Source organism: Halorientalis litorea (assembly GCF_023028225.1).
GTDB lineage: Archaea > Halobacteriota > Halobacteria > Halobacteriales > Haloarculaceae > Halorientalis > Halorientalis litorea.
Genome location: NZ_CP095482.1, coordinates 1,441,610 through 1,462,291, shown reverse-complemented (window position 1 = coordinate 1,462,291; position 20,682 = coordinate 1,441,610). Strand labels below are relative to the sequence as shown.

General features: G+C 67.7%; 19 protein-coding genes. 7 read left to right on the top strand and 12 right to left on the bottom strand.

Features of this window, described 5'->3' with window-relative positions:
• Positions 1 to 95 precede the first annotated feature (95 nt).
• The 4 genes from MUG95_RS07825 to MUG95_RS07810 are packed head-to-tail and all read right to left on the bottom strand — an operon-like array spanning position 96 to position 4,296.
• Positions 96 to 1,061: a CPBP family intramembrane glutamic endopeptidase gene (locus MUG95_RS07825; protein WP_247005439.1), complete on the bottom strand. Its 966-nt coding sequence runs from the start codon at positions 1,059 to 1,061 to the stop codon at positions 96 to 98.
• Positions 1,062 to 1,103: 42 nt separating this feature from the next.
• The gene (locus tag MUG95_RS07820; RefSeq protein WP_247005437.1) at positions 1,104 to 1,700 is read right to left on the bottom strand and encodes a diacylglycerol/polyprenol kinase family protein; all 597 of its coding nucleotides are present in this window, start codon (positions 1,698 to 1,700) and stop codon (positions 1,104 to 1,106) included.
• The gene (gene glyS, locus MUG95_RS07815) at positions 1,700 to 3,442 is read right to left on the bottom strand and encodes a glycine--tRNA ligase (protein WP_247005435.1); all 1,743 of its coding nucleotides are present in this window, start codon (positions 3,440 to 3,442) and stop codon (positions 1,700 to 1,702) included. Before glyS ends, MUG95_RS07820 begins: the two co-directional genes overlap by 1 nt.
• The gene (locus MUG95_RS07810) at positions 3,439 to 4,296 is read right to left on the bottom strand and encodes a CBS domain-containing protein (protein ID WP_247005433.1); all 858 of its coding nucleotides are present in this window, start codon (positions 4,294 to 4,296) and stop codon (positions 3,439 to 3,441) included. Before MUG95_RS07810 ends, glyS begins: the two co-directional genes overlap by 4 nt.
• A 168-nt stretch (positions 4,297 to 4,464) precedes the next feature.
• On the opposite strand from MUG95_RS07810, the gene MUG95_RS07805 reads away from it, so the two are divergent.
• From MUG95_RS07805 to glmM, 6 genes are all read left to right on the top strand, one after another.
• Positions 4,465 to 4,620: a DUF7556 family protein gene (locus tag MUG95_RS07805; RefSeq protein ID WP_247005431.1), complete on the top strand. Its 156-nt coding sequence runs from the start codon at positions 4,465 to 4,467 to the stop codon at positions 4,618 to 4,620.
• 110 nt (positions 4,621 to 4,730) lie between these two features.
• Positions 4,731 to 5,153: a PPC domain-containing DNA-binding protein gene (locus MUG95_RS07800; protein WP_247005429.1), complete on the top strand. Its 423-nt coding sequence runs from the start codon at positions 4,731 to 4,733 to the stop codon at positions 5,151 to 5,153.
• On the top strand, positions 5,154 to 10,823 hold the full coding sequence (locus MUG95_RS07795) for a DNA polymerase II large subunit (protein WP_247005427.1): 5,670 nt from the start codon (positions 5,154 to 5,156) through the stop codon (positions 10,821 to 10,823).
• 181 nt (positions 10,824 to 11,004) lie between these two features.
• Positions 11,005 to 11,304: a DUF7130 family rubredoxin-like protein gene (locus MUG95_RS07790; RefSeq protein WP_247005425.1), complete on the top strand. Its 300-nt coding sequence runs from the start codon at positions 11,005 to 11,007 to the stop codon at positions 11,302 to 11,304.
• A 9-nt stretch (positions 11,305 to 11,313) separates the two neighbouring features.
• Positions 11,314 to 12,201 (top strand): ketopantoate reductase family protein, encoded by an 888-nt coding sequence (locus tag MUG95_RS07785; protein ID WP_247005424.1) that lies wholly within the window; start codon positions 11,314 to 11,316, stop codon positions 12,199 to 12,201.
• 43 nt (positions 12,202 to 12,244) lie between these two features.
• Complete coding sequence (gene glmM / locus MUG95_RS07780) at positions 12,245 to 13,612, top strand: phosphoglucosamine mutase (RefSeq protein ID WP_247005422.1); 1,368 nt, start codon at positions 12,245 to 12,247, stop codon at positions 13,610 to 13,612.
• On the opposite strand, the gene MUG95_RS07775 is transcribed toward glmM, so the two are convergent.
• The 7 genes from MUG95_RS07775 to MUG95_RS07745 form a co-directional block, all read right to left on the bottom strand.
• Positions 13,604 to 14,749 (bottom strand): DUF7118 family protein, encoded by a 1,146-nt coding sequence (locus MUG95_RS07775; RefSeq protein WP_247005420.1) that lies wholly within the window; start codon positions 14,747 to 14,749, stop codon positions 13,604 to 13,606. The genes glmM and MUG95_RS07775 overlap by 9 nt on opposite strands.
• Positions 14,746 to 15,114 carry a phosphoribosyl-AMP cyclohydrolase gene (gene hisI, locus MUG95_RS07770; protein ID WP_247005418.1) on the bottom strand — a complete coding sequence of 123 codons (369 nt, stop codon included), beginning with the start codon at positions 15,112 to 15,114 and terminating at the stop codon, positions 14,746 to 14,748. The genes MUG95_RS07775 and hisI overlap by 4 nt, the downstream gene beginning before the upstream one ends.
• Before the next feature lie 45 nt (positions 15,115 to 15,159).
• Positions 15,160 to 16,179, bottom strand: coding sequence for an A24 family peptidase C-terminal domain-containing protein (locus MUG95_RS07765; RefSeq protein ID WP_247005416.1), 1,020 nt, complete (start codon positions 16,177 to 16,179; stop codon positions 15,160 to 15,162).
• A gap of 74 nt (positions 16,180 to 16,253) precedes the next feature.
• Entirely contained in the window at positions 16,254 to 16,643 is a 390-nt protein-coding gene (locus MUG95_RS07760) for a Zn-ribbon domain-containing OB-fold protein (protein ID WP_247005414.1), read from the bottom strand.
• Positions 16,640 to 17,779 (bottom strand): thiolase family protein, encoded by a 1,140-nt coding sequence (locus MUG95_RS07755; RefSeq protein WP_247005413.1) that lies wholly within the window; start codon positions 17,777 to 17,779, stop codon positions 16,640 to 16,642. Before MUG95_RS07755 ends, MUG95_RS07760 begins: the two co-directional genes overlap by 4 nt.
• A gap of 137 nt (positions 17,780 to 17,916) precedes the next feature.
• On the bottom strand, positions 17,917 to 18,306 hold the full coding sequence (gene fer / locus MUG95_RS07750; protein WP_247005412.1) for a ferredoxin Fer: 390 nt from the start codon (positions 18,304 to 18,306) through the stop codon (positions 17,917 to 17,919).
• 108 nt (positions 18,307 to 18,414) lie between these two features.
• Positions 18,415 to 19,620, bottom strand: a complete 1,206-nt coding sequence (locus MUG95_RS07745) for an inorganic phosphate transporter (protein WP_247005411.1) — start codon at positions 19,618 to 19,620, stop codon at positions 18,415 to 18,417.
• Positions 19,621 to 19,741: 121 nt separating this feature from the next.
• On the opposite strand from MUG95_RS07745, the gene hisA reads away from it, so the two are divergent.
• Positions 19,742 to 20,464 (top strand): 1-(5-phosphoribosyl)-5-[(5-phosphoribosylamino)methylideneamino]imidazole-4-carboxamide isomerase, encoded by a 723-nt coding sequence (gene hisA / locus MUG95_RS07740; protein ID WP_247005410.1) that lies wholly within the window; start codon positions 19,742 to 19,744, stop codon positions 20,462 to 20,464.
• Between the two features lie 3 nt (positions 20,465 to 20,467).
• Here the strand turns inward: hisA and MUG95_RS07735 are convergent, their stop codons facing one another.
• On the bottom strand, positions 20,468 to 20,650 hold the full coding sequence (locus MUG95_RS07735) for a hypothetical protein (RefSeq protein ID WP_247005409.1): 183 nt from the start codon (positions 20,648 to 20,650) through the stop codon (positions 20,468 to 20,470).
• Positions 20,651 to 20,682: the final 32 nt, after the last annotated feature.

Sequence of the window (20,682 nt, the reverse complement as noted above, 5' to 3'; positions counted from 1 at the left end):
CGACTCTATCCGGTGAACGGGCCTAAATCTTCGCGTACCGCGGCGGAAGTGGTCCTGCGGGGTAGTGCCGCCACACGGTCACCGCTCCCCGTCCGTCACCGGAGGTCCGGCGTTGTGACACCGGTATCGAGCCGTAGACCGCCGGTCCGCAACCGGACGTAGAGGGCAACGAGTCCCGTCCCGAGGACGACGGCACCGACCCCGAGCAAGCCGGCTTCGGGGCCGAACCGCCCGCCCGTGAACAGGTCGGGGCCGCGTTCCGCGACGGCGACCACCCGAACGCCGAGGTCCAGCCCACTCACCGGGAAGCCGTACACGCCGCCCTGAAACAGGTTCCACGTGACGTGAATCCCGACCGGAATCGCCAGTTCGTCGGTGAGGACGTAGCCCGACGCGAGCAGAACGCCCGCGAGCGTGATACCGACCGTGCTGGCCAGCGTCGCGTTCGGATTGGTCGCGTGGAGACCACCGAACACGGCCGAGGAGAGCGCGACGGCCAGCACGACGGCACCGCGTCGCCCGACCGTCCAGACGCCGTCGAACCCCTCCGCGAGGTTCGTCAGCAACCAGCCACGCAGGAGCAGTTCCTCGACGACGCCGACGGCGACGAACAGTGCGACCAGAAACAGGAAGTTCACGCCGAAGCCCCCGCTGGCGTCGGCCACGAACGTCCCCGTAACGCGTATCCACGCCGCGCCCAGCGCGACGAGGAACACGCCAGACATCAGTCCCGCACCCAGTGCCAACCCGAACGCCAAGTCCAGCCACCAGTCCCGGTCGACGCCGAACCCGAGGTCCGCCACCGTCCGGCGGTCGACGGCCACCGCGGCCACGAGCGTCCCGCCGCCGAGCCCCGCGTAGACGACGAACACGCCCAGCCTGTCCGCTACCGCCGACTCGACGGCCGACAGGACCACGCCGAAGCCCAGTTGCACGGCGACGGCGACGACGACCACGAGGACGAGACCGGTCACGACCCGGACGGGTGCGGTGGGCCGTCGCTCCGCCCGGTTCCAGACGAGTCGGACCAGCACCCCAAACACGCTCCCCTCCGTTGTCATGTGTGAGTCGTCGGTCGCCGGGGTGGTCAGTCCGGCGGTCCGTCACAGCGCGGGGAGGTAGGTGAGTCCCGCGGTCATCGCGACCGCGGCGACGACGGGGATGGTGAGGTTGTCGTCGACGACGTAGCCGCGAATCTGTGGCTTGACGCCGTCGGCGAGCGTCGCCGCCACCCCGCCCAGCACCGCCGCCGGGAGCGTGACGAACGGGACGGCCAGCCCCGTACACACCGCGAACATGACCGCGAGGACGTGGGGCCGTTTGACCGTCCGTAACTCGCCGCTGGACAGCAGGCCGCTCACCGGGTCGGCCAGCGTCAACATCAGGATGGCGGGTACCGCGACGTCCGGCGGGAAGAGTAGTCCCGTCACCGACCCGCTGACGACGTACATGGCGTAGCCCGCGGGGCTGTCCTGCTCGTACTCCCGGGTGAGTTTCTCGAAGATTATCCAGTCGAGACCGACGACCAGCCGGACGGTCTCCAACACGACGGCGATGGCGACACCCGCGAGTAGCACGTAGCGGACGTACGGGTCCCACGCGAGGTACTCCCAGCCGAAAAACCCCTCGTTCAGGAGGTACAGGCCCGGAATCGTCGCGCCGCTGGCGTGGACCAGCCGCCGCGCTATCTCGTTGGCCATCAGAGGTCGGCCACTGTCGCCTCACCCGACCGGAGGTCCGCGACGAGACCGGGGAGGTCGTCGACAGCGATGCGAGCCTGTGCCGTCGAGTCCCGGTCCCGGACGGTCACGGTGTCGTCGTCCAGCGTGTCGTAGTCGACGGTCACGCAGAACGGCGTCCCCACCTCGTCCTGTCGGCGGTAGCGGCGGCCGATGGACCCCGAGTCGTCGTAAGCTACCTCGAACCCCGAGGCGCGCAGTCGCTCCGCCACCTCGTGGGCGCGCTCGGCCAACCCGTCCTTGTCCATCAGCGGGAACACCGCCACCGTCGTCGGCGCGAGTTCCGGCGGGAGCGAGAGGACGGTCCGTTCTTCCTCCTCACCCGCGCTGTCGGTCCGGTAGCTGTGTGCGAGGACGGTGTACACCACCCGGTCCACGCCGAAGGACGGTTCCACGACGTGTGGCGTGATGTGTTCGCCCGACTCGGTGGTCTCCTCGACGGCGAACCCGGTCTGCTCGACCGGGACGGTGTAGGACTCGCCGTCCACCTCGACGGTGACGCTCTCGCCCTCGAAGGCACTCCTGTCGCGTTCGGCCAGCGTTTCGAGTGCGTCGGCCACCGCGCCCGCGTCCCCGCCGAACTCCGGCCCGAGGTAGGACATGTCCGGGTCGACGACCGCCCGTTCGACGGTCACGGGGTCGTCGTACTGCCGGAATATGGTGAAGTCGTCGTCGGCGTACTCGCCGTGTTTCGAGAGGTCGTAGTCGCCGCGGTAGGCGAAGCCCGTAATCTCTATCCAGTCCCCGCCGACTTCGGCCTCGGCGTCCCAGCAGTCCGCGGCGTAGTGGGCGAGTTCGCCCGAGCGGTGCTGGCGGTAGCGGAAGCGGTCCATGTCGACGCCGATTCGCTCGTACCAGCCCTGTGCGACGCCCAGATAGTAGGCCACCCAGTCGCTCCCGACGACGCCCTCGGCGACTGCCTCCTCGACGGTCATCGTCAGCGGCTCGCCGTCCGGGTCGTCCTGCCGGGCCTCGGAGTACAGCGTCACCTCTACGTCCTCGACCTCGGCCAGCGGCGGGTCGTCGCGTTCGGGGTCGACGAAGTGTTCGAGTTCGGCCTGTGCGAACTCCCTGAGGCGAACGAGTCCCTTCCGGGGACTAATCTCGTTGCGGTAGGCCGCGCCGACCTGCGCGACGCCGAAGGGGAGTTGCGCGCGCGCGTACTCCTTGAGACGGGGGAACTCAACGAAGATGCCCTGAGCCGTCTCGGGGCGGAGATAGCCCGGGGAGGAACTGCCCGGCCCGATGTTCGTCTCGAACATGAGGTTGAAATCCTCGACCGATTCGCCCGCGAGTTCGGTCCCGCAGGCGGGGCAGACGAGGTCGTTCTCGGCGATGATGTCCTCGATGTCACCGATGGCGATGGACTCGGCTTCCTCGATATCGGTGTTGTCCTCGACGAGGTGGTCCGCACGGTGGGACGTGCCACATTCGGGGCACTCGACTATCATGTCGTCGAAGCCGTCGAGGTGGCCCGACGCCTCGAAGACGGGTTCGGGCATCACGTTGGGGGCCTCTATCTCCATGTGACCCTCGCGCCGGACGAACCGGTCACGCCACGCGTCCTGCAGGTTCTCCTTGAGCGTCGCGCCTGCCGGGCCGTAGACGTAAAAGCCCGAGACGCCGCCGTAGGCCTCGCTCGACTGGAAGAAGATGCCGCGTCGCTTCGCCAGTTCGGTGAGCCGGTCGGTGTCGTCGCTCATGCGAGTGCCTTCAGCAGGTCCATGTCCTCGACGATGCCCACGAGGTCGTCGCCCGACACGAGCGGAATCTGCTCGATGTCGTTGTCGATCATCAGTTGGGCGGCCTCGCGCGCGGTCCGGTGTTTCGAGACGGTCACGAGGTCCCCGCTCATGAACTCGCCGACGGGCTCGGTCGGAATTTCGACGTTCCGGGTGGGCATGTAACTGTTCCCGACGGCCTTGACCGACTCCCACTTCCAGTCGTCGTCGTCGTCGGCGATGGACTCGCCGGTGTCGGCCTCCCCTTCGACGACCCGTGCGACCGCGATGATGTCCACTTCGGTGATGATGCCGTCCACGTCGCCCTCGTCGTCGAGGACGACGCCGTACGGCACTTCCGCGTGGGAGAGTTCCCGCTCCGCGACGTTGAGGGGCGTCCCGACGTAGACGCTGTTGACCGCCCGGGTCGCCAGCTCGCCGACTTCGCTGTCGCCGTCGGCGTTGCCGCTGGCGATGGCCCGGATAACGTCGGTGACCGTCACGATACCTTCGAGGCGGCCGTCACCGTCGCCGACGACCGGGATGCGTCGCGCACCCTCCTCGACCATCAACGTCGCCACGTCGGTAATCCCGGTGTCGACGCCCGTGGTCGGTACTTCCTCGACGAGCAAGGCGAGTTGGTCCTCGTCCGGCCGCTCGATGAGTGCGTCCCGGGAGACGATACCCCGGAACTCCTCGCCCTCGTCCGTCCGCTTGATGACCGGCACCGACGAGAACGCCCGCTCCTGCAGGTACTCGAGCACGTCGTCCCGTGTCCCCGGAACGTCCACGGTGACGACGTCGGAGCGTGGCGTCATCGCGTCTGCGACTTTCATACTGCTTTCAGTTGCTCCCCCCACATACTAAAGGACTACGAGGTGCCCCGTCGTGTTTCGCGACTGCCGGTGCCTCGCACCCGCTTTTCTTCCTGATGATAGTTGATACACATTCAACAACCACAGTAATTCGGCACGTTTATATACTCGTGTGTCACACTCACACACATGGCACCGGACGTTGCCGCAACCGACTCGGCTGTGGGGTGTGAAGCCATGAGTTCCGTCGACAGCGACCAGTTCATCATCGCCGACACGTGCCGCGACGACGCGTGGGTCTCGACACCCGTCGAGAGCGCGACGGCACTCTCCGAGTGGCGGTAACGCCCCCCGTCACGCCCCGCCCGAGCAGCCGCGGGACTTCTGTCACCCCGCAGCCGTCGGCACTCGCCCCGACGGTCACACTTTTGACCCGGCATCCCGTTCCCGTCGATATGGATTACCGCGAAGTCGAGGGGATGCGCGAGTACGTCGCCCGTCTCGACCACGGCCGGGACTGGCGCGGGCAGATTGAGGACTTCGCCGCGGCCGAAGACATCGACGCCGCCTTTTTCTTCGGTCTGGGGGCGGTCCGAGACGCAACACTGCTGTTCTACGACCAGGGCCGACAGGAGTACGAGGCCGTCGAGTTCGACGAACCGTTCGAGGTCGTCCCCGCCGTCGGGAACATCTCGTGGCTGGACGGAGAACGGTTCGCGCACACGCACATGACGCTCTCGCGTGAGGACGGCTCCGTCGTCGCGGGGCACCTCGACACGGCCACGACGTTCGCGGGCGAACTGTACGTCCGCGAGTTCGACACGAAACTGGAGCGGGCACACGACGAGACCACCGACTTGGACCTCTGGCCCCTGTAGATGCGACCGGACGACGAACGCTACTTCGAACGGCTCGAATCCGAACTCGACACCGCCATGGACGTGGCCCGGGAGGCCCGCCAGCGGGGCGGCGACCCGACCACGGACGTGGAGATACCGGCCGCCCGCGACATGGCCGACCGGGTCGAGAACATCCTCGGCATCGACGGCGTCGCCGAACGCGTCCGTGAACTCGACGGGGAGATGAGCCGCGAGGAGGCCGCCCTCGAACTCGTCTCGGACTTCGTCGAGGGGAACGTCGGCGACTACGACACCGACGCCGGGAAGATAGAGGGGGCGGTCCGGACCGCCGTCGCCCTGCTCACGGAGGGTGTCGTCGCCGCCCCCATCGAGGGTATCGACCGCGTGGAGGTCCTGCAAAACGACGACGGCTCCGAGTTCGTCAACGTCTACTACGCCGGCCCGATTCGCTCCGCGGGCGGCACCGCACAGGCCCTCTCGGTGCTGGTCGCCGACTACGCTCGCGCCCTGTTGGGACTCGACGGCTACCGCGCCCGCGAGGACGAAATCGGCCGCTACGCCGAGGAAATCGACCTCTACGACAAGGAGACGGGCCTCCAGTACACACCCAAGGAGAAAGAGACCGAGTTCATCGCCGAACACATGCCCGTCATGCTCGACGGGGAGGCCACAGGCGACGAGGAAGTCTCGGGCTACCGTGACCTCGACCGGGTCGACACCAACGCCGCCCGTGGCGGGATGTGTCTCGTCCTCGCGGAGGGCATCGCGCTGAAGGCCCCGAAGATTCAACGCTACACCCGGAATCTGGACGAGGTCGAGTGGCCGTGGCTGCAGGACCTCATCGACGGGACCATCGGCAAAGACGAAGGGAGCGAGGCCGAGGAGGCGAACGACGGTGACGACGGCGACGCCGAGACCGAGGAGGCGGACGACGAGACACCGGACGACAGGCCGCCACGCCTCGACCCGTCGAAGAAGTTCCTCCGGGACCTCATCGCGGGCCGTCCGGTCTTCTCCCACCCCAGCGAGGCCGGGGGCTTTCGCCTGCGCTACGGTCGCTCGCGAAACCACGGGTTCGCCACCGCGGGCGTCCACCCCGCGACGATGCACCTCGTGGACGACTTCCTCGCCACCGGCACCCAGATAAAGACCGAACGGCCCGGGAAGGCCGCGGGTGTCGTGCCTGTCGACACCATCGAGGGGCCGACGGTCCGCCTCGCCAACGGCGACGTGCGCCGCATCGACGACCCGGCCGAGGCCCTCGAAGTCCGCAACGGCGTCGAGAAGATTATCGACCTCGGGGAGTATCTGGTCAACTACGGGGAGTTCGTCGAGAACAACCACCCGCTGGCCCCCGCCTCCTACACGTTCGAGTGGTGGGTACAGGACGCAGAGGACAGCGGGATGGACGTGCAGGCACTCCGCGATTCCGTCCGCACCGACCTCACCGACCCCACCGCCGCGGCGGCCATCGAGTGGGCTACCGAGTACGACGTGCCGCTCCACCCGAACTACACCTACTGCTGGCACGACATCTCCGTCACGGAGTTCGACGCGCTCGCGGGCGCAGTCGCCGCGGGCCGGGTCGCCGAAACCGACGGCGCGGCCGTCGCGGAGGGTGACGACGCGAGTACCGGTGACCTCGTGATTCCGCGCTCGCCCGAACGCGACGACGCCGATATCGCCGCGGTGCTCGAACACCTGTTGGTCGAACACCATCAGCACGAGGACCGCCTGACGGTCCCGGACTGGAAACCGCTCGTCCGGACGCTGGGTCTCGACGAGAGCCTCGACCGGACGTGGACGCTCGCGGACCTCCCGACGAGTGCTCGCGAGTACGACGACGGCGAGAACGCCATTCGCGCCGTCAACGCCGTCGCCCCCTTCGAGGTCCGGGAACGCGCGCCGACCCGCGTCGGCAACCGGATGGGCCGCCCCGAGAAGTCCGAGTCCCGCGAACTCTCCCCGGCAGTCCACACGCTCTTCCCCATCGGCGAGGCCGGTGGCAGCCAGCGCGACGTGAGCAAGGCCGCGTCGTCGGGCGACTCCGTCGAAGCGAGCGACCGCGGCCAAGTCGAGGTGCAGGTCGGCCGCCGGGAGTGTACCGACTGCGGCACGCGCACCTACCACGCGCGCTGTCCCGAGTGCAACGGCGTCACCGACGCCGTCTACGTCTGCCGAGACTGTGACACGGAAGTCGAACCCGACGAGTCCGGCCGCGCGGAGTGTCCCCGCTGTGAGACCCTCGCCTCCCCCGTCCGGACGACGACTGTCTCCGTGCGCGAGGAGTTCCAGCGCGCGCTGGATTCGGTCGGCGAACGCGAGAACGCCTTCGACATCGTGAAAGGCGTCAAGGGATTGTCCTCGGCGGCGAAGGTGCCCGAACCCATCGAGAAGGGGATTCTCCGGGCCAAACACGGCGTCTCCGCGTTCAAGGACGGCACGGTCCGCTACGACATGACCGACCTGCCCGTCACGTCGGTCCGCCCGGCGGAACTGGACGTGACCGCCGAGCAGTTCCGGGAACTGGGCTACCACGAGGACATCGACGGTGACCGCCTCCGCCACGACGACCAACTGGTCGAACTCAACGTCCAAGACATCGTCCTCTCGGACGGCGCGGCCGAACACATGCTCAAGACCGCCGACTTCGTGGACGACCTGCTCGAATCCTACTACAGACTGGACCCGTACTACGACGTCGACGACCGCGAGGACCTCGTTGGCGAACTCGTCTTCGGGATGGCTCCACACACCAGCGCGGCGACAGTTGGCCGCGTCGTCGGATTTACGTCAGCAGCGGTCGGCTACGCGCATCCGTACTTTCACGCCGCGAAGCGGCGGAACTGCTTCCATCCGGAGACAGAAATACGACACGAGGGTGCCAACGGAGAACTGCAGGACACCGCGATAGCCCAGTTCGTCGAAAGTCGATTTGACGACCCTGAAACCGATGACTTCGGTGTGGAATTCGAGGAACCTGACGAACCAATCCGTGTTCAGTCACTCGATGACAACGGGAACTGGGTGCGGAAATCAGTCGAAAAAGTCTCTCGGCATCCCGCACCCGACCACCTCGTTGAGGTTACGACCGAGACGGGTCGGTCGGTCACAGTCACACCGGACCACTCTATGGTCAGGTTCACGGACCGTCTTCGGACGGTCGCAGCTCACGAACTCGAACTCGGTGATTCGATTCCGGTACCCGAACACGACACTACTCCGTCACACGCTACCGACTCGTCGCCAGCAGCCGTCGACGGCGGTGTGAACGTTGAAGTAGTAGACCGAATCGAGTACGTGCCGTCGGATGTCGAATACACCTACTGCCTCACGGTCGCCGACACCAACCGAGTCGTGGCCAACGGGATGGCGACAGCCCAGTGCGACGGTGACGAGGACTGCGTGATGCTCTTGATGGACGGTCTGTTGAATTTCAGCAAGAAGTACCTCCCGGACAAGCGGGGCGGGAGCGTCGCCGAGGACTCCCGACTCGTTGCCGTCGACCCGGACGGCAATACCAGATTTTTGACCTTCGAGGAACTCTGGAGTGAACTCGACTCACCGCTAGAGGTCGACGGGAAGTACCGCAAGCGAACCTGCTACGACGAAGGCTGGCGGACGTACGCGTTCGACGACGACCACGAGGCGTCGCTTAGGCCGATCGAGAAGGCAATCAGGTATCGAGCGGACGACGACACGACGCTTCTGAACGTCGAAACCCAGTTCGGGCGGTCGCTCGAAATCACAGAACACCACAGCCTGTTCCGGTACGACGACGGCATCGAGGAAGTTGCGGGGTCCGACCTCGACGAAGGTGACCTCGTGGTCGCACCCCGCGAGCTTGATGTCGAAACACGGCGGACGATCATCGATGTGGCGGCGTGTGTCGAGGACCCGTACGTCGTCATCGACGACCACGTCGAGGACCTGTTGACGACCGCATGGGAGACCACCGACCGCAGCAGCCCCACACATCAGGCGTTCAAATCTGGCCTCGCGTACCGTCTGAACAAGGGGAAGATACCCTACGAGCGACTCCAGCGTATTCTCGAAACGGCTGGGTTCGAGGCACCGCGAACCGTCGAAATCGCGCTCGCCGGTTCGACGGACGGTATCACTCGTCGCGTTGAGGTCGACGAAGAGTTCGCGTGGTTACTGGGGCTGTTCGTCGCCGAGGGGTCGACCTCCAGCGTCTGTCCGACCATCCACAACGCCGACGAGGATCTAATCGACCGTGCAGCCGGAATAATCGAGTCGAAACTCGGCCACGAACCCGGTCGCCGCTGGTCGAACCGTGCGTACGAACTCCGGTTCCCGGCGGTGTTCCGCGAGATACTGTACGACCTCGGGTTCGAGGACTCCGACTCGTACAACTCCAGCGAAAAGGTCGTCCCGGAGTGCCTCCTTCACGCACCGCGGGACGTGGCTCTGTCGTTCCTCCGTGGTTTCATCGCAGGTGACGGGAGCGACAGTAGTAACGGCAACGTCACTACGGTCGGGTTCCACACCACGAGCGAGGAAGTCAAAGACGGTATCGTGTTCTTGCTCCATCGGTTCGGACTCGTCGCCAACATCTCCGAGCGAACGAACCGAGACGGGAACCGCCAAGACATCTACACGGTTACCGTGTCCGGCGGTGCCGACGACAACCCGCTTCACCGCGTTCTGGACGGGGACGAACCGTACCATCCCAAGAGCCTCGTCGTCGGGATTCCGGACGCGCTGATGACTATCCGCGAGATGGATATCGACGGGGTCAAGCAACTGATTCCGAAGTATTTGAAACGCCGGGAGAACATCTCGCTGGAGAAACTCCGAAACATCGTCGCAGAACTCGAATCCCGCAGCCTTCCCGACGCTGCTGCCGACCTCCTCGCCGACCTCCGTCCCCTCGTCGCCGGCGACCTGTCGTACCTCCGCGTGAAGAACATCGACCGAGTCGACTACGACGGACACCTCTACGACCTACAGGTCGGCGGCGAGCCGATATTTACCGCCAACTGGCTGTACGCACACAACTCGATGGACGCGCCGCTCGTCATGTCTTCCCGCATCGACCCCTCGGAAATCGACGACGAGGCGCACAACGTGGACATCATGGAGCGGTACCCCCGGGAGTTCTACGAGGCGACTCGGGAGATGGCCGACCCCGAATCCGTCGCGGACGTGATGACAATCGCCGAGGAGACGCTGGGAACCGACGAGGAGTACACGGGCTTTCGCCACACGCACGACACCAGCGACATCGCCCTCGGGCCGGACCTCTCGGCGTACAAGACGCTGGACGACATGATGAAGAAGATGAACGCCCAGTTGGAACTCTCCCGGAAGTTGCGGGCCGTCGACGAGACGGACGTGGCCGAGCGGGTCATCGAGTACCACTTCCTCCCCGACATCATCGGGAACCTCCGGGCCTTCTCGCGGCAGGAGACGCGCTGTCTCGACTGCGGGACGAAGTACCGCCGCGTCCCCCTGACCGGCGACTGTCGGCGGTGTGGCGGCGACATGACCCTGACCGTCCACCACGGGTCGGTCACCAAGTACATCGACACCGCCATCACCGTCGCCGAGGAGTACGGTGCCCGCGAGTACACGAAACAGCGCCTCGAAATCCTCAAGAAGTCCATCGAGCGCGTCTTCGAGGACGACACGAACAAGCAGTCGGGGATTGGCGACTTCATGTGAAACGACCTTTTTACTGCACGGGGTGCGCGAGGCGCACCCCGATTGCAAAAAGCTCGGGCAAAAACACCGCGAGCGATGCAGTCGTTCGCGTGAACCGCGCGCCGCCGGCGCGCGGATGCTGGCGTCGTCCGCACCGGACTGGCACGTAGATTTAACCCCAATCCCGACGAACTGTCCGCACATGAGCGACTCAACGAGTGACTTGGCTCCGACGTTCGGACAGACCGTCTACGACGAGGACGGCAACGAACTCGGGCGCGTCCGCGGGTTCGACGAACACGGCTTCTACGTGACGCTCGACGACGGCGTCGAGGGACTCTCGGAGGAACACGTCCGGGCGGGCCACGAGTTCGGCGAGGCCGAGTTGATGTGGCGATGCTGGGAGTGTGGCGAGATGGGCGACATCGAGGACGACATCCCCGCGGCCTGTCCCAACTGCGGGACGGGAAAGGAAGATATCTACTACTGGACCGAGGACTGACGGACAGACGTGGACGTTCTCGTCTTCGGCGCGGGTAGTCTCGGGTCGCTCGTCGGCGGCCTGTTGGCCCGCGACCACTCGGTCACGCTGGTCGGGCGCGACCCGCACATTGGCGCGATTGCGGCCGACGGCCTCGCCGTCACCGGCGCGTTCGACGTCCGGGTCACTCCCGACGCCGTCACCGCCGTCCCCGAGGACTGTGCGGCGGACCTCGCCGTCGTGACGGTCAAAGCTCACGACACCGAGGCCGCGGCCGTCGCGCTCGCCGACTGTCCCCTCGACGCGGCTCTCTCTCTCCAGAACGGGATGGGCAACGAGGCACTGCTCGCCGAGGCACTCGACTGTCCAGTCCTCGCCGGAACCTGCACGTACGGCGCGCTCCGGGACGGCCCCGGGACGGTCACCTGTACCGGCGTCGGCGAAGTCGTCCTCGGACCGCGCGAGGGGGGCACCTCGACGACGGCGGACGCCGTGGGGGCGGCCTTCGACTCGGCGGGGTTCGAGACGACGGTGGCCGCCGACATGCCCCGTCGACTCTGGGAGAAACTGGCGGTCAACGCGGGCATCAACGCGACGACGGCACTGGCTCGAATCGAGAACGGCGCGCTGGTGGACGGGCCGGGGACCGACGCCGCGGCGGCGGCGGCCCGGGAGACGGCGCGGGCGGCCCGCGAAGCGGGGGTCGACCTCACCGACGAGGCGGCGGTTGCGGCCGTCGAGCGGGTTGCCCGAGCGACGGCGGCGAACACGTCCTCGATGCACCAAGACGTGCGCGACGGTCGGCGCACGGAGATAGACGCCATCAACGGCTACGTGGCCGACCGCACCGACGCGCCGGTCAACCGCACACTCGCCGCCCTCGTTCGGGCGTGGGAGGCGGGGCGGGGACTGCGGTAGCGGAGTACAAACGTTTAGTTGGTCGCCCACCGACCCACCGGTAATGAAGGTGTTCGGGTCCAGCGGCGTCCGGGGCGTCGCCAACGAGGAACTCACGCCCGCGTACGTCCTCGCCATCGCACAGGCCGCCGGGTCGGTCCTCGGTACCGACCGAGTCGCGCTGGCTCGGGACACCCGGACGACCGGCCGGATGCTGGCCGACGCCGCCGCGAGCGGACTGGCGAGCGTCGGTGCGGACGTGGCCCGCCTCGGCGTCTGCCCGACACCCGGACTCCAAGCGTACTGCGAGCGGACTGGCGTGCCCGGCCTGATGGTCACCGCGAGCCACAACCCCCCCGCGTTCAACGGCGTGAAACTCGTCGGGGGGGAGGGCGTCGAACTCACGCGGGGCACGCTCGAACGAATCGAGGAACGCCTGCTCGCCGAGGACTTCGCCACCGTCGGGTGGGCCGACACCGGCGACACCGTCCGCGTCGACGACGCCCGCGAGGCCTACGTCGAGGAACTGCTCGCCGCCGTGGACCGCGAGACGGTAGCGGCGGCGGACCTGACGGTCGCCCTCGACCCCGGACACGGCGCGGGGTCGCTCACCTCGCCCCGCTTTCTTCGTGCCCTCGGCTGTGACGTGGTCACTGTCAACGCCCAGCCGGACGGTCACTTCCCGGGGCGGAACCCCGAACCGGTCGCCGAGAATTTGGTCGACCTCGGCCGTCTGGTGCGGACGACCGACGCCGACCTCGGCATCGCACACGACGGCGACGCCGACAGAGCGATGTTCTTCGACGAGCGCGGGGAGTTCGTCCCCGGTGACTCCGCGCTGGCCGCGCTGGCCGCCGCGGAACTCGACGCCGGCGCGTACGCGGTGTCGGCGGTCAACGCCTCACAGCGACTCGTCGACGTGGTCGAGGACGCGGGGGCCTCGCTCTCGCTGACGCCCATCGGGAGCACGCACATCATCACCCGCGCCCGCGAGCTACAGGACGACGGCGAGTCCGTCGCCATCGCGGGGGAGGGCAACGGCGGCATCCTGTTCCCGAACCACCGACTCGCCCGCGACGGCGCGTACACCGCCGCGCGCTTCCTCGAACTCGTCGCCGACCGGCCCGCGAGCGAGGTGGTCGCACCCTACGACGACTATCAACTCGTCCGCACGAACGTCGAGTACGAGACAGACGACGAGCGCCACCGCCTGCTGGAGACCATCGAGCGCGTCGCTCGCGACGCCGACGCCGCCCTCGATACGACGGACGGGTACCGGCTGGACTACGGGGACAGTTGGGTCCTCGCCCGACCCAGCGGCACGGAACCGGTCGTTCGGGTGTACGCCGAATCAGCGGACCCCGAGCGGGCGGCGACGCTGTTGGACGAGATGCGGTCGGCGATGCTTCGGGCCGTCGACGGCTCAGACTGAGGGCAGCGAGTCGAGTGCGTCCCGTAACTCGGTCCGCGTCGCCCGGAGCCGTTCGAGTTCGTCGGCGACCGCACCCGACGCCAGTCGCTCGCGCTGGTCGTCGGTCACCTGCTCGCGAGCCACCGCGCTCTCGCGCAGGCGGTCGTACTCGGTTCGGTCGGGCAGCGAGCGCAAGTCGCGCAGTCGCGCCACCACGTCCTCGGGCGCGAACCGCCCGGTCACCTGCACGAGTTCACGGAGCCGCCACCGGAGACGGTCGGCGGGCGGCGGCGGCCACGCGACGGTCAGGGGGTCGGCATCGAGCCGCCGGAGGTACGTCCGGTTCGTCGCCACCGTCCGCGTGAGCGCGTCGGCGTCGTCGACGTAGTGGGAGAGCTTCGACTTCGAGTACTCGGCGTACTCCAGCAGTTGCGGGATGGAATCGGTCCCCGCCTCGTGCGTCTCGACGTACTCCCGCAGGTCGCTCGGCGGAGCCTCGAACGGCACGAGCGGGAAGGCCGTCGTCGCCGCGACGAAGTCGAGTACGTCACGGGCACTCGCCTCGCGCCGGAACGTCTCGAACGCCTCGGTGACGGCCTCGTTGTAGGCCTCGATGGGGTCGCTCACCCGCTCGACGGGCGCGTCGAGGTCGGCCGCGCCGAGGTCTTGGAGGCGTTCGAGGTCGGCGATTTCGTCACCGAGTTCGCGGGCGCGCTTCTGGGCGTGGGTCTGCAACTCGCGGTACCGGTTCCGGGTCGCGTCGCGCTCTTCGAGGCGGGCCACGTCGTTCTCGACCGGCGCGAGGCGGTCACGGGCCGCCGAAAAGTCGCTCTCGGTGAGCCGTCGCTGTTGCATCAGGTCGTCGACGGCCTCGAAGGCCTCGCGGTGGGGCAACCCCTCGGGCAGGCCCTCGATGAACCGCGCCATCTCCTCTTGGAACTCGATGAACACCGCGAAGTCGCCGTCACCTGTCACGCGCTCCTCGTAGCTATTGAAGAGGGCTTGGAGCCGTTCGTGCTGCTCGGCGACCGCTTCGAGCGTGTCCTCGCCGCGCTCGGCGACTCGTTCGGTCGCGCGCTCGTAGGCGGCGTAGGCGTCCCGCAGGTCGGCGGCGAGGTCGCTGGCTCCGCCGGCCCGTCCGGTCGTACCCGAACTCATTCGTACACGTCGTCCGGGTCGAAGACTCGCTCGCCGACGACCTCGCCGTCGAGCGTGCGGTAGAAACACGACTCGTACCCGGTGTGGCAGGCCCCGCCCGTCTGCTCGACCACGTACAGTAGCGTGTCGCCGTCACAGTCGACGCGGATTTCCTCGATTGCCTGCGTGTGGCCGCTCGACCCGCCTTTCTGCCACAACTCCTCGCGGCTCCGGGAGTAGTAGTGTGCCAGCCCGGTTTCACGGGTGCGGGCGACGGCCTCGGGCGTGACGTACGCGAGCATCAACACCTCGCCCGTCGCCGTGTCCTGTGCGATGGCGGGCAACAGGTCGTGCTCGTCGAACGCCAGTTCGACCTCCGTGTCCATACCGCTTCCGTCGCCTTTCGCGCCGATATGTCTTGTGTCGGACCGCTACGCGAACCCGAGCGCGTCGATGGCGGCGAACAGCAAATCACCGTAGGTCAGCGCGACGAGCAACCCGACGAACATCGGCACGAGGAACGGAATCCCGGGTGTTATCCACACCTCGTCCTCGGCGACGAGTACGTCCAACCCCGCCCGGAGTTGTTCGGGTGTCGTCCCGTAGGCCCCGCCGTCGAGTTCGTCGAAGAACCGCTCGGCCCCCCACGGGTCCGCGAGCGTCTCCTCGCCGCTTCCCGCTTCGTCGCCTGTTGCTGTCGGTTCCGGCGACGCCTCACGGCCGCCGTCGGTGACTGGCATCGACCCGTCGCCGGGGGGATTCGTCTCCGCCGGGATACTCGCGGGGTCACGGAACCGCTCGGGGTCGCCGCGCAGGTCAGCGAGCGCGGCACCACGCCACGAGAGGTACATCCGGAGCGCGTCGATGTCCAGTCCCCCTCGGGTGAACCCGTCCATCGTCTCGAGCAAGCGGCCGTACTCCTCGGTGACGGCCGTCGCCCGCACCGGCCGCCCGAAGAACATCACCTTCGAGACGTGGCCGCCGACGGCGTTGCGAAGCGTCAGGACGAACGGGTAGGCGATGCCGATGACGACGGTGTTCGAGAGGACGGACATGGCGAATACGCCGAGCGTCGGAACCACCACCGGGAGCGCGAAACCCGGGAACAGGTACGTCGGGAACGTCGGAAACAGGACTGCGGCCGTGATGAGTGCCTTCGCGTCGGCCCCACCGAAGCCGCCGAACCACCAGAAGGCGTACGCGAGCGGTCCCACGAAGCCGAGGCTGATGACCACGCGGACGAGGTACACCCCTTGGTCGACCGGAACCGGCGTCTCGCCGGTGTAGACCAGCCACCCCTCGATGGCGAGTGCGAGTGCGCCCAACGCGACCAGCGGAACCCACGTCCGGTTCGGGACGCGCCGCGTCCGAACGTCCCGCCACGCGGCCCACCCGAACACCGGGACGGCGAGCAGTCGCAGGAGGTCCGGAACGGATGCGAACGTCGACACATCCGCCCTCTCCCGTGGCAGGGTGTTAGCACTTGCGGGTGTTTCCCGGGGACGATGTGACTCCCGACCCGCGACTACCGCGGTTCGGCGACGAACATCGGCGCGTCGGCCAGCCGTCCCCGGTCGAATCCGCCTTCGTACTCGCGGGCGCGTATCGCCATCTCGCGGCCGATTTCGAGGGCGTCGTAGTCGGTGTCGATGCGGGTCAGCACTCGCGGTCCCTCCGGGAGTTCGACCAGTCCGACGGTCAGCGGCGCGTCGAACCCCGGCGCGGTGCGGTGCTGGCGCGCGAAGGAGTACAGTTCACCGTGGCCCGCCGCCTCCCGCCATCCGGCCTCGGCCCCGCAGTGGGGGCAGACCGGGGCCGGCGGGAAGTGTGCGTCGCCGCAGTCGTCGCAGTCGCCGAGCAGGAACCGGTCGTCTTCGAGCGCGTCCCAGAACCGGTCGGTGTAGGCGTCGCTCATGCCTCACCCTCCCTGAAGACGGTGGTCGTCGTCCCGTCGACGTGGCCGTGTTCGCTGGTGGTCAGTGCCACCTCGGCGTCCGGTACCTGCGTCGCGGCCGTCCCCTCGATTTGGCGGACGGCCTCGATGTGGTTCAACAGTGGCGTCACCATCGGCGGGTGGCCGCGGCCGAGACAGCCACCGGAGGGACTGACCGGCACGGGCCCGTCGGGGCGCGTCTCCCCGCGGGCGCAGGCCGCCGCGCCGTCGCCACGGTCGAACAGTCCCAGCTCCTCGGTGAACATCGCCTCGACGTGCGGGAAGGGGACGTACGGCTCGAACACGTCCACGTCCGCGACCGACGCGCCCGCGTCCGACAGCCCCATCTCGGCACTCTCTTCGACTGCCGGGAGCGAGGCGAGCGACCGCCCGCGGACGCCAGTGAGGTGGCTCGGCGGGTGGTGGCGCCCGATGCCCGCCACCGCCGGGCCGTCGGGGTCGCTCGTCACGACCAGTGCCGCCGCGCCGTCGCAGGGGCGGGGACACTCGTACAGCGTGAGAGGGTCGGCGACCGGCCCGGAGTTCAGTACTTCCTCGACGGACGTGCCGCTGTCGAACAGGCCCTCGGGATTCCCGACGCCGTTCTCGCGGTTCTTGACGACGACGCTCGCCACGTCCTCGCGGGACACGTCGTACTCGTGGCAGTACCGCTGGAGGCTCTGGGCGTACACGCCCGGGACGGACGGCCCGGCGGGGGCCCCGAACTCCCGGTCGAAGATGTGCAGGATGTACTCGAAGTAGTCGTCGGTCTCGATGACCGAATCGCGCTCGACGCCGAGGACGACGGCTGTCTCGACGCGGCCCGCGCGCACGTCGGCGACGGCGGACTGGAACGCCTTGCCAGCACTCGTCCCGCCGGTGTACGTCTCCGAGTTCTGCGCCACGTCGAGGCCGAGGTAGCCGATGAGGCTCGTCGAGAAGAACTTCTGTTTCGTCCACGGGCGCGGTTTGGGCATGTACAGTCCGTCCACGTCCGCGAGCGTCGCGCCCGCGTCCGCGACCGCTTCGCGGAGAACCTCCGTAGCCAGTTCGCGCTCCGGTCGGTCGTACGTTCCCAGCGGGAGCGTCCCGATTCCGGTGACGTGTGCCTCAGGCATCTCGTGACCACCGTCCGTGTCCGGTGCATGTCATGCCACACCGTACCGAAACCGGAGGCTTGAACCCTTCGCTCGGGGTCCTGTTGGGAGTCGGGACTGTTCGCGGAGCGAGAGAAAATGCGGGGTCGGTAGGCGTCTCAGATGACGCGGTTCTGCAGGTAGTCGAGGTGCTTGGCGTTGTAAACGATTTTGACCTCGTCGGCGTCCGGGCTACCGATGCAGGTCAGGCGGACGTTCTTGTCTTCGACCTCCTCGTCGCTGAGGATTTGCTGCATGTCCATGTCGATTTCGCCCTGCACGACGATGGCGGCACAGTTCGCACACGCACCGGCGCGACACGAGAACGGCCAGTCGTAGCCCTGTGACTCGGCCGCTTCGAGGATGTACTCGCCCTCGTTGACGTCGAGCGTGCCGTAGTCCTCGTCGTCGAGGCCGGCGTCGGCCGCTTTGTCGAACGTCTCGTCGTCGTACATGTCCCAGCCGTGGTCGTCCAATACTTCGTAGTTTATATACTCAACCGTAGGCATCAGCTATCGGTAGGTCCCCCTAACTGTTAGACTTTGCTATTTTCCGGGGGATAGCCGGACTGCCCCCGGATTCCCGACCACACGTGTTCGGGCGTTTTTTACGCTCGCTCAGAACCACGGCCCGTACCGGAACACGAGGAACGCGGCGACGGTGGCGATGGCGGGCACGACGTTCTGGAGGACGATGACCCGCGCCGTCGTCCCCGGTTCGAAGAGGTCGCTCGCCTTCGGCAGGTCCTCGCTCTCCTCGTCGCCGATGGGCTTGGTCTCGACCCGGGAGGGGTCCCCGGTCTTCCCGCCGACCGTCGGCGCGTCCTCGGACTCGGCGGCGAGCGCGCCGACGGACACGTCCGGGGGATCCCGCCCGACAGTCTCCGACAGTGTCGCCGTCCGGGTCGCCCGCCCCCACCCGAGGCCGACGATGCTCATCGTCGCGACGATGACGAAACTCGCCGGGACGCCCAGCTCCGAGAGGACGGCCACGATGGTCGAACTCACCACGGCGACGACGAGTGCCGCGAGCAGGGGGAGCTCCGTCAGGTCGTTCCCCACCGTGTCCAGCGTCCGCCGGGCGATGGTGAACGCACCCAGCCCCACGCCCACCGCGCCGATGAGGATGGCGTTCGTCACCGAGAGGTCCCCGCTCCCGACCAGCGGCGCGGCGGCGTTCGGGATGTTCGACGCGCCCGCCGAGAACGCCATGTAACAGGCGATGAGGACGACCAGCGACGTGCCGACGAACTCACGCGTGGTCGTGTTCGGCCCGAGCGTCACCCACGGGAACCCCGCCGACCGGTCCAGTTTCACGAGCGACCCTTCGGTCTGCGTGACGGCGAACTTCGTGACCAGCCACGGGTAGAGGTACCGGCCGATGACGCCGCTGACCCAAAACGCGATGAGCGGCGAGACCAGCCACCACGTGATGATACGCCCCATCTCGCCCCAGTTCAGCGAGTTCGTCGCCAACCCCAGTCCGGCGATGGCACCGACGGCCGTCATCGACGTCGACGCGGGGACGCCCACGACGTTCGAGAGGAAGAGGGCGACACCGATGAAAAACAGGACGATGATGCCGATTCCCACGGTGAACGTCCCCTCCGGCACCAACCCCTCGCTCAGCGTGGTGATGACGTTGCGCCCGACTGTCGCCCCGCCCAACAGGGCGAAGGCGGTCATCAACGCCGCAGCACCGGCCTTCGATATCGTGTTGCTCCCGACGGCGGGACCGAACGCGACGCTCGTCGACGACCCGCCGATGTTGAACCCCACGAACAAGGCGATAAGGATGCCGAACGCGAGGAGCAGGGAAACCATACACACGACTACAGTGATGAGCGGATTAAGATTCCCGGAACGGAACCGCGGATATCACCGAGCCAACACGATGGGGCCTGCGACCGACACGCTTTCCGCCCGGCCACCCCCACGACGGGGTATGTTCCCCGAGTTCGAGGTGGTGCCCGCCGTGGACGTACAGGACGGGCAGGTCGTCCAGTTGGTCGGCGGCGAACGCGGTACCGGGACGACGTACGGCGACCCAGTCGAGGCCGCCCAGCGGTGGGTCGAGGCCGGCGCGGAGACGCTGCACCTCGTCGACTTGGACGGTGCCTTCGAGGGCGAGCGACAGAACGCGCCGGCCATCGAGGCAATCGTCGAGGCCGTCGACGTGACCGTCCAGTTGGGCGGCGGCATCCGGACCGCCGCCGACGCGACGGCCCTGCTCGACAGCGGCGTGGACCGCGTCATCCTCGGCACCGCCGCCGTCGAGAACCCCGACATCGTCGCGGACATCTCGGCCGACTACCCGGGGTCGGTGCTGGTCAGCCTCGACGCCAAAGACGGCGAAGTCGTCGTCTCCGGGTGGACCGAGGGGACCGGCCTCGACCCGGCCGAGGCCGCCGCGCGGTACGAGGAGTTGGGTGCCGGCGGCATCCTGTTCACCGACGTCGACGTGGAGGGGCAACTGACCGGCGTGCGCACCGACCCGGTCCGGCGGATGGTCGAGGCAGTCGACATCCCCGTGGTCGCCAGCGGCGGCGTCGCCACGCTCGACGACGTGCGTGACCTACAGGATGCGGGCGCGCGCGCCGTCGTCGTCGGGAGCGCGCTCTACGAGGGCCAGTTCACGCTGGCCGAGGCGATGGCCGCCGTGGAGTGAGGCTCAGGTCCGGCGGTGCCCGCGCTGTGACTCCCCGACGGTGGCGCGCCCTCTCAGATACGGCACCGCGAGCAGATACGCACCGGCCGCGACCAGCAGGGCACCGACCGGTACGGTCTCGACCGCACCGAACAGCAGTCCCCCGGTCACCACCCCCAGCAGTGCGACCGCCAGTCGCTTGCTCATACCCTCACGTCGGCCGTTACGGGCAAAAAGGC

Coding starts and splice junctions, on each gene's coding strand:
- MUG95_RS07825 (WP_247005439.1), bottom strand. CDS start 1,061: ATGACAACGGAGGGGAGCGTGTTTGGGGTGCTGGTCCGACTCGTCTGG.
- MUG95_RS07820 (WP_247005437.1), bottom strand. CDS start 1,700: ATGGCCAACGAGATAGCGCGGCGGCTGGTCCACGCCAGCGGCGCGACG.
- glyS (WP_247005435.1), bottom strand. CDS start 3,442: ATGAGCGACGACACCGACCGGCTCACCGAACTGGCGAAGCGACGCGGC.
- MUG95_RS07810 (WP_247005433.1), bottom strand. CDS start 4,296: ATGAAAGTCGCAGACGCGATGACGCCACGCTCCGACGTCGTCACCGTG.
- MUG95_RS07805 (WP_247005431.1), top strand. CDS start 4,465: ATGGCACCGGACGTTGCCGCAACCGACTCGGCTGTGGGGTGTGAAGCC.
- MUG95_RS07800 (WP_247005429.1), top strand. CDS start 4,731: ATGGATTACCGCGAAGTCGAGGGGATGCGCGAGTACGTCGCCCGTCTC.
- MUG95_RS07795 (WP_247005427.1), top strand. CDS start 5,154: ATGCGACCGGACGACGAACGCTACTTCGAACGGCTCGAATCCGAACTC.
- MUG95_RS07790 (WP_247005425.1), top strand. CDS start 11,005: ATGAGCGACTCAACGAGTGACTTGGCTCCGACGTTCGGACAGACCGTC.
- glmM (WP_247005422.1), top strand. CDS start 12,245: ATGAAGGTGTTCGGGTCCAGCGGCGTCCGGGGCGTCGCCAACGAGGAA.
- MUG95_RS07775 (WP_247005420.1), bottom strand. CDS start 14,749: ATGAGTTCGGGTACGACCGGACGGGCCGGCGGAGCCAGCGACCTCGCC.
- hisI (WP_247005418.1), bottom strand. CDS start 15,114: ATGGACACGGAGGTCGAACTGGCGTTCGACGAGCACGACCTGTTGCCC.
- MUG95_RS07760 (WP_247005414.1), bottom strand. CDS start 16,643: ATGAGCGACGCCTACACCGACCGGTTCTGGGACGCGCTCGAAGACGAC.
- MUG95_RS07755 (WP_247005413.1), bottom strand. CDS start 17,779: ATGCCTGAGGCACACGTCACCGGAATCGGGACGCTCCCGCTGGGAACG.
- fer (WP_247005412.1), bottom strand. CDS start 18,306: ATGCCTACGGTTGAGTATATAAACTACGAAGTATTGGACGACCACGGC.
- MUG95_RS07745 (WP_247005411.1), bottom strand. CDS start 19,620: ATGGTTTCCCTGCTCCTCGCGTTCGGCATCCTTATCGCCTTGTTCGTG.
- hisA (WP_247005410.1), top strand. CDS start 19,742: ATGTTCCCCGAGTTCGAGGTGGTGCCCGCCGTGGACGTACAGGACGGG.
- MUG95_RS07735 (WP_247005409.1), bottom strand. CDS start 20,650: ATGAGCAAGCGACTGGCGGTCGCACTGCTGGGGGTGGTGACCGGGGGA.